Consider the following 12,634-nt stretch of genomic DNA (forward strand, 5'->3'; position numbering starts at 1 on the left):
TTTGCAGAAACAATAATGACTTATTTAAGTTATTATTATATAGTTAAAACGTTAGGAGGTGATACTATGCTTACACTTCTGACGGCGCTGATTAATTTAGCCATTGCAGCGATGACGTTGTATGGAAAGTTAATCCCCAGCCCAAAGAAAAAGGTCTCCAAGCGCTCGCAACGCTTGAAGACCCGTAAGTAAAACCACCGAGGGGATTTTATTCCCCTCTCCCTAACATCATTATACCCGTTCAACCTCACGTTTAAAAGCTATTTTCTAGTAAAATATTCAAATCCCCTTAAAAAGTCTGAATCTACATCACCTAGCCACTAAGCCCATCTATGTTAACGTACTTAAATTTTGATAAGGAGGTGTTCCGATGCTCGAATACGTGACGCTAGCGATTACGCTTGTTGCATTAGCGATCAGCTTATACAATCTAACTACTACCATTCGCAGCAAATAAGTAGCTTTTATTCATCCTAGCTTGAATACTAGCAGCTTGATTCGCTCCAAAAATCAGCGCTTCCGAATCTAGCCATACTATAGCTACACCTATACTCAATAGCATCATAAGTAGCTTTTACATCTCATCTTGATATATCTACTCTTGTATATCCAATCCATTACTCCATAGTCGAACAGCTATTTATCACCCTCCTTACACGCACATATCAAAAAGCCCGCTCTATAGGCGGGCTTTCCAATTGCACTTTACATTACATTCAACGAAGCACCATCATTCAATGTGCTATCCTACATATTTCATCTTACATCATTCACCTACACTTATACCTTCAGCACCAGCTCATCCAGCTTCCGGTCCTCGATCTGGATCAAAATATCTCCACTGCTCTCATCCAGACTCCAGCCAATACCACCCTCAGCTAGCTCATCCAGTGAAATGCGCTCCAGCTGCTCAATCCCAGACGGTGCAAAGCCCGGCTGACGCAGAGTAAAGCGCAGATGCTGACGCTTCGCTACATACGCATCCTCGATATAATGAATCGTCAGACGCAGTGCATCCTCTTGCCCTTGCGCACGGATGTACAACTTGGACGTCTTGCCACTTTCATAGGCAAACGTCTCACCATCATCCTCATACAGCGTATACTCTGCACGGAAGTCTGGCTTCGCCTCTGCACCGTACACATGGAAGGTGACCACATCATCGCTCTCATGATCATCGCTATACTGATGGAGCGCACCCTCGGCAACAATTGCTCCTGCACGTACATAGATCGGCAGCACATCCAGCGGCGCATCCGCCAGAATGGTACGTCCACCCTCATGCTTCTCGCCTGTCCAGTAATCGTGCCATACCCCTTCTGGCAGGTAGACCGCACGGTAATCCGTATCTGGACGATACACCGGTGCAATGATCACATCCGGGCCAAACAGGAACTGGTCGCACAGATTGGTTACCTTTGGATCATTAGGATATTCTAACAGCAGCGGACGCATGATCGGCATGCCCGTCTGCGAGGATTCATAGAACAGATTATACAGATGCGGCATCCAGCGATAACGCAGGCTGATATATTCACGTACAATCTTTTCGACCTCTTCGCCAAACGACCACGGCTCCTGACGTGTCGTGCCTAGCGCCGAGTGGTTACGACAATACGGGAAAAATACACCCATTTGCGTCCAGCGTACAAGTAGCTGTGCCGATGTATGATACGCGAAACCACCGATATCCGGGCCAGCAAATGGTAAACCGGATAGCCCCATATTCAGCACCATCGGAATCGCCATCGCCATATGCTCCCAGAAGCTACGGTTATCGCCTGTCCAGATCGCCGCATAGCGCTGAATACCTGAATAACCCGCGCGTGTCAGAACAAAGGGACGTCGTCCATTCATATGACTCTTCATACCTTCATAGGTCGCACGCGACATCAGCATACCGTATAGATTATGGATTTCCTCATGGGTCACTGGATCACCATCGTTCAGATGCATCACATCCGGGTCCATCGTTTTCAGCGTATTAAATACCGCTGGCTCGTTCATATCATTCCAGATGCCATCGATACCGAGCGAGGTATAGAACTCGTGCTGATCGCCCCACCATTTGGCGGTACGTGTCTCGGTAAAGTCAGGAAATGCACTCGTTCCCGGCCATACATCACCAAAATAAATATCGCCCTCCAGACGGCGGCAGAAATGCTCCTCCTGCACACCCTCGCGGTAGATTTTATATTTCGGATCTTTTTTCACGCCTGGATCGACGATCGGTACGATGCGGATGCCCATCTCACGCAGCTCCGCAATCATGCCCTTCGGATCAGGGAAACGAATTTTATCAAATGTAAATACACGGTACTCATCCATATAGTGAATATCCAGATAGATCACATCGCACGGAATTTGCTTATCGCGGAAATTACGCGCCAGCTCCATCACTTCGGTCTGGTTCATGTAGCTATAACGGGACTGATGATAACCGAGCGACCATTTGGGTGGTAAGGTGATCCGTCCCGTCAGCGCAGTATAACGACTCACCACATCCTTCAGCTCCGGGCCATAGATAAAATAAATATCGTACGCGCCAGTCATACAGCCAATCGTATACGCTACACCATGCGAGCGCATATCGAATTCCGAGCGCCCCGGGTTATCGAGGAACACACCATAATTGATGCCGCTGTGCATATGGATCAGCAGCGGAATGGATTCGTACAATGCCTCAATCTCTGGCATATGCGGTGCATACACATCTGTATTCCACATGGTATACCGCTCACCGCGCTTGTCTAGAAAGCTCGACTTCTCGCCCAATCCATAAAAGTGCGAGTCCTCCTGCATATTAAATAACGCATTGGTTGCACCGCGCGGGCTCCAGCTCAGTGTCTCCTGACGAGCCACCTCAATGCCTTCTTTATTCGTAACCGTTAGTGCAAACGTTTGTTTATCAATAGAAACCGTTAGCTCTCCTGTTAGAAAGTTCAGCTGCTGCTCATTGTCTTCAATCTCCGGCTTGAAAATTTCCTTCGGGGGCAGGACAGCAATCGTTGTAGTCAGATCAATGACACCTTCGCCAAACACCTTAAAACGAAACTCTGTTGGTGAAAAAAACACCAGCGCAGCCCCTGCCTTTTGACCGTGGCACAAGTAAGCGCCATCATATTCGCGCCAGTCGCGTAGCTGTCCGAATGTGTTCCAGACCTCTTGTATGACCGGGGCGTCGGCTTTGTCGGGGTGTATCGCTTCGCTTGTATCTTCCATCATTAGTTTTTCCCTCCATGGCTGGTATTTTGAAATAAGGCACAGATTGGGGCAAGCCGCCTGGATGATCGTACGGTGAATGGGTCCTGGTGAAGGGTCTTTTCAGGAGTAGAGCGGCTATGAAGTATAAAATGTATATAAGCCGTCTGCCCTGCCTTCAATCTGCCGATAGAGAAAAATTTCTCCTTGATAGGATGCATTATAGCATTTGTGCTAACGTTTGCACAATAACTGTTTGTACATTCATATGAAAGCCGGATGATCTACTTTTGATCGATCATCCGGCTGGGTTTGAGAATGGTACTATTGAGTTTGTAGACGTGTGCTTTTAAGTAGACTCCACTCCGGGAAGGAATAAGGAGACGGACTCTGGTATCGCACAGGAATCTACGGAGTAGGAGAGAAATGTAGATTCCCGTGCTCAAATATCGTCCTTACCCCTTATTTCCTTCCCTCCGTTCTGTGCGACTTGCATCAGATCGTACAAACCGAATAATTTCCATCTGGCAGGTATACAAAATTGTTGATATATCGCATTCTTTTTACATAGTTGGATGAGCAATTACTTCATTGTTACTCAGCTAACTAAAGAATTTGGATAGCTAATACTTTAGTTAAAGTCCAATTATTGCTATACGATATAGCGTGCACATATCCGTTTAACAATCCTGCATTAACTCTGCATGCATGGTATAGATTCGCGCTGTATTAGCACTTCACTGGTACTAAAGAATGCTGAACGAGCGTATAACATGCACTCCGCATCTCTCTACTCAGCAGACTAACGCAATTGGAGATTGACCCATTGCTCCTGCATTTGCTGTAGCATTTCCTCGCGATTTAGTTCACCGGCGAGGTAGGCTTGCATGGTGCTGGCGTAGTCTTTACTTAGTCCCATCGGGAATTTGGGGAAGATCCATGGGAGGATTTTGCCTGCATCATTGTAGCGGACGATGTCGGCGCCGATGGGGCCTAGCTGTTTGTCTGTTGTTTTGATGCTTTTGAAGGCTGGGACGAATTTGAATTCGTCGGTGATGTAGTGACGACCAGTGTCGGAGGTGACGAGCCAGTTCAGGAATTCTTTCGCTTCCTGTTTTACTGGAGAGTCTTTGTAGATGACCCAGTTGTTTGGCACGCGGACGAACAGACGGTCGTTTTCTTCTTTGTTATTGTTGATTGGCATCGGCATGAGACCGATATTCATGTTGGGCTTGATGCCATCGATCTGCACCTGTGTCCAGTTGCCCTGCTGCATCATCGCCGCTTTACCATTGGCGAACAGCGTTACCTGCGTATTATAGTCGGTTGTCAGTGGGTTCGGGTTACCGTACTGCACCATGAGATCGAGCAGGTTCAACCACTCATTGAACTTTTCGTTCCCCGGAATTTGTGCGGTTCCGTTATCCAGCTCTTCGATGAATTTGTTCGGATCAGGCTGGTGGGAGAACGGGATCGTTACATTGTGATTGCCCAGCACCCACCACTCCTGAAAACCGTTGGAAAATGGCGTATAGCCTGCTGCCTTGAGCTTTTCACATACGGCACGCAGCTCATCGATTGTGGTTGGAACTTCTTTGATACCTACTTTTTCAAAAATATCCTTATTGTAAATAAAGCCGTAGCCCTCCAGACCGTTCGGCTGACCGTAGATGTGTCCGTCCTTACTGATCTGGTCGGCTGCACCGTCTACCAGATCGCTAACCCACGGTTGGTCAGACAGATCCTCCAAATACTCCTGCCACAGATTCAGCTCCTCGTCCCCACCATTGGTGAAAATATCCGGCACGTCGCCTGCGGCAAATTTGGCTTTCAGCGATGCGGCATAGTCTGCACCACCACCGACGGACTGAATTTGTAGCTCCACATCGGGGTGCTGCTTTTCGTATTCGACCTTGAGCTTGGCAAGCGCATCTGCAATCTCGACCTTACCCTGATAAATTTGAATTACCTTTTTCCCGCTGGATGAAATATGGCTGTTGTTATTATTGCCGCAGCCTGCGACGATGAGCGCCATAATCGTCAGCAGCATCAGGGGAGTAAGCCACCGTTTTTTCATTCAAAGGTCCTCCCGTCCGTAGATTTCTTTGTTAGTTTGCCTGTTGCCTGTCCGTACACTGTGCTTATGGTCTGACTGTACGCTATAGTTCGTGAATCCTTTTATAGTCGCGCACGTTTAGGGTTATGCACGTTTCTAGTTCATTCACTACCCGTTCCTAATGAGCATGTTCATCTCATAATGATTTGTGCATTAGCATGAATAAACATGAACCATTGCATCACTGAACAACTCGATCATCCATATGAACACTTTCATCCTATACATTCCATCCTTATGGATGAATCGATCCATAACAGTCTCAGTTAACTGCCCAACTTATCCTTTTACCGATCCAGCTGTAATCCCTTGAATGATATACCGCTGCAAGAACAGGAAGAAAATAATAATCGGCGTAATGCCCAGCACCAGCGCTGGCAGCGCCATATCCCATTGCTTGGTGTATTGCCCGAAAAAGCTATACGTCGCAATCGGAATCGTCCGTAGCTCTGGACTCGACAGAATGAGTGACGGTAGCAGATAGTCATTCCAGATCCACAATGTATTCAAAATGATAACGGTCACAAACATCGGCATCATCAGCGGACAGACGATACGGAAAAACACACCATAGCGATTCGAACCGTCCACCCTTGCCGCCTGCTCAATCTCCAGCGGCACCGTCTTCACAAAGCCGTGGAACAGAAACACCGACAATGGCGCACCAAAGCCCAGATAGCTAATGATCAGACCGATACGGCTGTTATTCAGACCATATTTACTCGCCATCTCCACCAGCGGCAGCATGATCGATTGAAACGGAATGACCATCGCCGCGACAAATACAAAATACAGAATCTGATTAAATCGACTCGGCTTACGTACCATCTGGTAGGCTGCCATCGAGCTAATCAATACGAGGAAAATATTACTCACTACCGTAATAATGAGCGAGTTCCCAAATGCAGACGGGAAATCAATCGCCTTCCACGCCTCTGCATAGTTACTCCATACAAACTGCTGTGGCCATGATGCGGAGTTGGATAAAATATCACCGAACGACTTGACCGAGTTCACCACCAGAAAGTAGAACGGAATGAGGAAGATCAAGCCGACGATAACAACGATAATTTCCAAAATTAAAGTACGAACGGTATATTTGCTCTGTACGTCCATTACATCTCAACCTCCCTGCTCTTGGTCGCACGTACCTGAATGGTCGTAATGATCGCTACGATGATGAAGAAAATAACGGCCTTCGCTGTGCCTAAGCCCAGTCGGTTATTCGTAAAGGCTTCATTGTAAATATCGAGCGCCACCGATTCGGTCGCTTTGAATGGTCCCCCTGCGGTGAGTGCGAGGTTCAGGTCAAACATTTTAAATGCCCATGAGATCGCCAGGAACAGACAGATCGTTACAGCTGGCATGACGAGCGGCAAGATGATATGACGGATCACCTGCATCCGGTTCGCCCCATCGATCTCAGCCGACTCCAATACATCCTTAGGAATATTGTTGAGCGAGGAAATGTAGATAACCATCAAATAACCCGCCGTCTGCCATACAAAGACGATGACAATCCCCCAGAACGAGGTTGCCCGATCACCGAGCCACGGTAGATTGAATAGACCAATCCCGGTCGCTTCGCCAACTGCTGCAAAGCCGCGAATAAAGATAAACTGCCAGATAAAACCGAGCAGCAAGCCGCCGATCATATTCGGCATAAAGAAGATCGTACGCATCATATTTCGTGTGCGAATCGGTTTGGTAAGCACATACGCGAGGACAAAGCCGAGTAGATTGGTCAGCAGAATACCAACTACCGTAAAACGAACGGTAAACCAGAACGCATTACGAAAATCGGGGTCCTTGGTCAGAATATGCGTATAGTTCTCAATCCCAATAAAATTAATTTGGCGCGAAATCCCATTCCAGTCGGTAAACGAGTAATACACGCCCAGAAAGAACGGAATCAGCACAATCAAAATAAAGAAAAATGTCGCCGGGCCTACAAATACAATCTGGTGAAGCCATTGCAATAGCCGCTTACGCCCAGCGCTTTTGGCGGCACCCTGTGTTGCCTCCGATACCCTGATATCGTTCATCATCTCAACCCCTTTAGCATCAGCATTTTCCTTCGGCATAGTTGTGGAAATCGTCCTGTTCGTATGTATACTGCGATGAATAAGCTACGCCAAAAATTGATAGACCATTTCCATATTTTCAATCGCAATATATTGTTATATACCCAAACATTGTAAAATTGATGACGTCGTTGGGATAATTTTTGGTAACGCTATCATTTGGGAGTTGATTAGATTAAACATGGGTGTTGGGTGGGCACCACTCCGGCAAGGAATAAGGGGACGGACTCGGGTATCGCACAGGAATCTATAGAGTAGGATCAAATTGTAGATTCCCGTGCTCTGAAACGGTAAGATATTTTGCTTCGCAAAAATCACTTTTTCATTGAACCTCGTGTTAGAAAGTCGCTAACACTATAAGTCGTCCGTTCCCCTTATTTCCTTGCCTCCGTTCTGTGCTACTCGCAACATGACGGTTTAGATCCAGTAACTCTTTTTAGCAGCAATTATTAACTTAAGTTGGTTAAGTGATTTTAAAGATTGGAATTTAAGTTGCCTAATATAACTCAATAAATTCAATAATTTATATGTATAGCTACGATATATATTTTAAGTTAGACCTGGTTCTGGATGGTCGTAATACGGTTTAGAAAGCAGGTTTAAACACACTTGCTGTATTCGTATGCAAAACTCTTGGTTCGGATTAGCACTTAACGGAAGCAAGGAAATAAGGGAAAAGGACGATTTATAGTGTTAGCGATCTCCTAACACGGTGTTCCATAAAAAGTGATTTTTGCGAAGCAAAATATCTTACTGCTCTGGAGGGGCGGGAATCTACATTACATCTTAATCCAGTAGATTCCCGCGGCTCCACCTGAGTCCGTTCCCTTATTCCTTGCTGGAGTGATTGATGCAAAAAATCCATAAGCTACTTGCACATCAATATTAAGATTTTCTTTTAAAATACAAAGCATCCTGTTGGCGATACCTCGATTGCAGGGTATATAATTAACGTACTGTCCTCTAACAGCACTATTACCTTTGAACAAGGAGGCAATTCATTTGGGAAAATTGAATATGTATCGCTGGCTGAACGTGATTGGCATTGTGGCGGTGCTTGTGGTGAATTACATGGCATCGGCGCTACGGCTGTTCGGGAGGGACACAGGGGATATTTCGGATCAGTATCAGCTGTATATTACACCTGCTGGCTATGCGTTCTCGATCTGGTCGATCATTTATCTGCTGTTGATCGGGTTTGTCATTTACCAGTTCCGCAATCGCGAGGATAGTCAGGAATCGGTGCTCACGATTGGGCCGTGGCTGTTTTTGAACTCGCTCTGTAATATTGGCTGGTTGATGCTATGGCATACGTTGCAGCTTGAAATTGCGGTGCTTGTGATCGTATTGCTACTCGTCACACTGATCGTGCCGTATCTGAAGATTCGCCGAATCGTTCATCCGACGATGGGACAGATCTGGTTCGTGAAGCTACCTTACAGCATTTACATGGGCTGGGTATCGGTCGCTACGATTCTAAATGCCGGGATCGCGCTAAGTAAAAATGAATGGTCAGGCTTTGGACTTTCACCGACTGTCTGGTCAGTCATAGGTCTGGTTGTCGGTGCGCTCATTGCGCTATTAATTAGCTACCGTTTCCGTGATAGCATCTATCCGCTTGTATTCGTCTGGGCGTATGTGGCGATTGCGATGAAGCACCCGGATATTCAGACGGTATGGTGGACATCGCTAGTTATTGCTGCTCTGCTGCTGGTGGCAGCAATCTGGATGTTCTTTGTACGGAATAATGCGAGGGACTGAATAGGGATCGCAGGATTGAGCTATTGAATGAATGGCTGCGTATTCTGCTACACCTCTGCGTCGATTTTGTCATTTCATTCCGCTTTAAAACTATAAAAGCTTTGCCTGCACAGATACCGGAAGGTAATACACCGGAACCTGTATAAAGGCAAAGCTTTTATTCGTATATCTATTTTTACATCCTGACTTCAAATTACGTATTCATCGTCATTACTTCTTGAGCGCAATAACTTCAATCTCCACCAATGCATCCTTCGGCAGACGAGCGACCTGTACGGCACTGCGTGCTGGATAAGGCTCCTGGAAAAATTGACCATAAATCTCGTTCATTGCAGCAAAGTCGTTCATATCATGCAGGAACACGGTTGTTTTTACAACCTGATCCAGACTGCTGCCTGCTGCTTCCAATACAGCAACGACATTTTGCAGAGCGACACGCGCTTGCTCCTGTACGCCTTCTGCCAGCTCACCACTTACCGGGTCAAGACCTAGCTGACCGGAAGCGAATATGAACATACCTGTATCAATCGCCTGGGAATACGGGCCCAGTGCGCCCGGTGCACGATCGGTTGCAATCGGTTGTTTGCTCATAGATTAACGTCCTCTTTTCGTATGGATTCATGAAGGATGACGTGCCGGATATACCTGTAGATCAGCTCACGGCTCGTCATTTTTCTTCACAGGGATCATCTTCATTTATTCTATCGGGCGAATCTTGCATTGGCAACCATTCGATATTTTTCTTACAGAGTGGATTAACTATATGAAGTTCTTACTGAAGTTCTTACTAAAGTTCTTACTAAAGTTCTTACTCAAGTTCATGCAGAAGTTCTTCTATAAGCTCTTGTGCAACGTTTATAAAATTAAGACTATCGCCTCGACACCTCTCTATACACCGATATACCTTCATTTTCATAAGCACGTCAGCTGTACGCCTCACCGTATCGGCAAATACAGTGAAAAGGTACTGCCCTGCCCCTCTGTACTTTGTAAACGAAGATGACCGCCCAGCAGATGTGCCAGATCGCGGCTGATCGACAAGCCCAGTCCAGTACCGCCATATTGACGTGTAATCGAGCCGTCCGCTTGCTGAAAGGCTTCAAAGATCAGCTGGTGCTTGGCGTCAGCGATACCAATTCCGGTATCGGTCACATCGAAGACGATCCAGCTTAGCGACTCATCCCCCGTATGCTCTTCCTCCACCCGAATACATAGCGTCACACTGCCTTCTCTGGTGAATTTGAAAGCATTCGCCAGCAGGTTACGCAAAATCTGCTGTATTCTCTGTGAGTCCGATAAAATAATTTCAGGCAACGGCTGCTCCTGAAGGATATGAAACTGCAAGCCTTTACGCTCCGCCGTCATCTCGAAGTGCATATGCAGCAGCTCTGGTATCTCGCTCACATTCACTTCCTCCTGAACAATCTCCAGCTTCCCTGCCTCCACCTTGGACAGATCGAGCACATCATTAATCAGCTCCAGCAGATCAAGTCCAGAACGGTAGATCATACCACTATATAGCTTCGTTTCGCCCGGTGTGCGCTCATATTCCTGTTCTGACATCATTTGCGCCAGATTAATAATACTATTCAGCGGTGTACGCAGCTCATGCGACATATTCGCTAGAAATTCGGATTTGTACTGGGAGGATAATAGAAGCTGATGGGCACGCTCCTCCAGCACATGATGTGCCTCCTGCAATTCTTCCGTTTGCCGGGACAGTAGACGATTGGCATGCTCCAGCTGTAAACGACGCTGCTGCTCCATATGAAATTCACGTAGCAGAAGCATCATGACCATACTCAGGAAAATACAGATCGGCAGCATAATCGGTACGATTTCGATCAAATACAGCTTTACTGGCAGCAGTCCAATTAATGCCAGAATCGCAACATTTACAATATTAACGACCAGCACAGTGATCGCGCCTTTGACCGCTAAGCGCAGGCGACTTTTCCGCATCCATATGTTAAGCAGCGCACAGACGATTCCCAGCGTCGTGGCATTAATGAATCCGATCAGTGCCGCCTCGGAAATGCCAAACGTAAACCGCATGAGTCCAATCCCGAGCCCGATCACGATAATGACCCATGGGCGTGCATACACCATCGCCGCGACGATCAACGGCACAAAGCGTAGATCAAAGATTAGATTTTCCGGTAAACGAAAGCCAAAGAACGAGCTAAGCCAACCAGCGAAAATAAGTAGAATAACAGAAAGGATATATTTAGATCGAGGTGATACACGAGTCAGGCCGTATTTGTACAGTAGATTCGCCAGGTAGGCTAGCGTAATCATCATACCGGCATTCATCAGGAAGTTCTTTACAAATTCCATTTGCTCACTCCTGAGTTGGGATAGGATGGGTATTAGGTGTTGGGCGCGCTATCGGCAGCAGTCCCCGTATGTATTGATATACGTGAGTCTGGATGATTTGTAAAATAATTGGTAATGTTCCTGTTTATCATACCACATAATTGTGGGGATTCCTCCCTTTTGCCGTTATACGCCTTCTGTTATGATGAGTGAAGTGTACATCCTGTGTGCACCTTGATCATACGAGTGGTGTCTGCTTGAAAGGACCCCTACAGAGGAGGCTGTTATACGACAATGAAATTCCGTGTATCTGCTGTGCAATATCATCTTCATACGATAGCTTCTTTCGACGAATTTGCAGCGCAGGCGACGCATTATGTACGCACTGCGCAAGAATTTGATGTCGACTTTATTTTATTTCCAGAGTTTTTCACGACGCAGCTCCTATCGATCGGTGATGAGAATGGCGTAGCGCTTGGTATTGAGCGTTTGCCCGAATTTACCGATGCCTATATCGAGCTGTTCCGTGACCTAGCTAAGGAAACCAATACTCATATTATCGGCGGCACCCATGTGATTGAAAAGGGCGGCAAGCTCTATAATACGGCGCATCTATTTTATCCAGATGGACGTGTAGCTGCTCAGCCTAAGCTCCATATCACCCCGACCGAGGTGACCGAGTGGAATATGTCTGCTGGAGATGAGCTGAATGTGTTCGAGACAGACAAAGGCACGATTGCACTGCTCACCTGCTACGATATTGAATTCCCTGAGATCGTACGGATGGCAAAGGCGCGCGGCGCAGATGTGATCTTCTGTCCATCCTGTACGGATGACCGCCACGGCTTCCACCGTGTTCGGTACACCAGCCATGCGCGTGCAGTGGAAAATCAGGTGTATGTAGTAACGACAGGCACGATTGGCTCTCTGCCAACGGTTGACTTTATGCGTGGTAACTTCGGACAGGCAGCCGTGATTACACCAAATGATGTACCGTTCCCACCTCGCGGCATTCTGGCGGAGGGTGAGATCAACGACGATATGATCATTACCGCTGATCTTGATCTAGAATTACTCTACAAAGTACGTGAAAAGGGCTCAGTAACCACCTGGCGGGATCGCCGTACCGATCTGTATACCGATTGGAGCTGATTCG

The 12,634-nt window shown here is 46.8% G+C and carries 9 protein-coding genes; 3 read left to right on the forward strand and 6 right to left on the reverse strand.

Going from position 1 to position 12,634, the window contains the following annotated elements; translation table 11 throughout:
- Positions 1–66 precede the first annotated feature (66 nt).
- A complete protein-coding gene (locus IEX62_RS23950; RefSeq protein WP_268239810.1) occupies positions 67–192 on the forward strand; it encodes a hypothetical protein in 126 nt (41 codons plus the stop codon).
- Between the two features lie 588 nt (positions 193–780).
- Here the strand turns inward: IEX62_RS23950 and IEX62_RS12065 are convergent.
- The 4 genes from IEX62_RS12065 to IEX62_RS12080 all read right to left on the reverse strand — a co-directional run bounded on the left by IEX62_RS12065 (position 781) and on the right by IEX62_RS12080 (position 7,362).
- Positions 781–3,225, reverse strand: coding sequence for a glycoside hydrolase family 31 protein (locus tag IEX62_RS12065; protein WP_188775778.1), 2,445 nt, complete (start codon positions 3,223–3,225; stop codon positions 781–783).
- Positions 3,226–4,003: 778 nt separating this feature from the next.
- Positions 4,004–5,278 (reverse strand): ABC transporter substrate-binding protein, encoded by a 1,275-nt coding sequence (locus tag IEX62_RS12070; protein WP_188775779.1) that lies wholly within the window; start codon positions 5,276–5,278, stop codon positions 4,004–4,006.
- 318 nt (positions 5,279–5,596) lie between these two features.
- On the reverse strand, positions 5,597–6,433 hold the full coding sequence (locus IEX62_RS12075) for a carbohydrate ABC transporter permease (RefSeq protein WP_188775780.1): 837 nt from the start codon (positions 6,431–6,433) through the stop codon (positions 5,597–5,599).
- The gene (locus IEX62_RS12080) at positions 6,433–7,362 is read right to left on the reverse strand and encodes a carbohydrate ABC transporter permease (RefSeq protein WP_188776062.1); all 930 of its coding nucleotides are present in this window, start codon (positions 7,360–7,362) and stop codon (positions 6,433–6,435) included. The genes IEX62_RS12075 and IEX62_RS12080 overlap by 1 nt, the downstream gene beginning before the upstream one ends.
- A gap of 1,041 nt (positions 7,363–8,403) precedes the next feature.
- Between IEX62_RS12080 and IEX62_RS12085 the strand changes: the two genes are divergently transcribed.
- Positions 8,404–9,162 carry a TspO-related membrane protein gene (locus tag IEX62_RS12085; protein WP_188775781.1) on the forward strand — a complete coding sequence of 253 codons (759 nt, stop codon included), beginning with the start codon at positions 8,404–8,406 and terminating at the stop codon, positions 9,160–9,162.
- A gap of 210 nt (positions 9,163–9,372) precedes the next feature.
- Here IEX62_RS12085 and IEX62_RS12090 read toward each other — a convergent pair whose 3' ends face one another.
- Positions 9,373–9,753 (reverse strand): RidA family protein, encoded by a 381-nt coding sequence (locus IEX62_RS12090; protein WP_188775782.1) that lies wholly within the window; start codon positions 9,751–9,753, stop codon positions 9,373–9,375.
- Between the two features lie 345 nt (positions 9,754–10,098).
- Positions 10,099–11,499, reverse strand: coding sequence for an ATP-binding protein (locus IEX62_RS12095; protein ID WP_188775783.1), 1,401 nt, complete (start codon positions 11,497–11,499; stop codon positions 10,099–10,101).
- A gap of 273 nt (positions 11,500–11,772) precedes the next feature.
- Between IEX62_RS12095 and IEX62_RS12100 the strand changes: the two genes are divergently transcribed.
- Positions 11,773–12,630 (forward strand): carbon-nitrogen hydrolase family protein, encoded by an 858-nt coding sequence (locus IEX62_RS12100; RefSeq protein ID WP_188775784.1) that lies wholly within the window; start codon positions 11,773–11,775, stop codon positions 12,628–12,630.
- Positions 12,631–12,634: the final 4 nt, after the last annotated feature.

The sequence above is a fragment of the Paenibacillus hunanensis genome, assembly GCF_014645615.1.
Taxonomy (GTDB): domain Bacteria; phylum Bacillota; class Bacilli; order Paenibacillales; family Paenibacillaceae; genus Saccharibacillus; species Saccharibacillus hunanensis.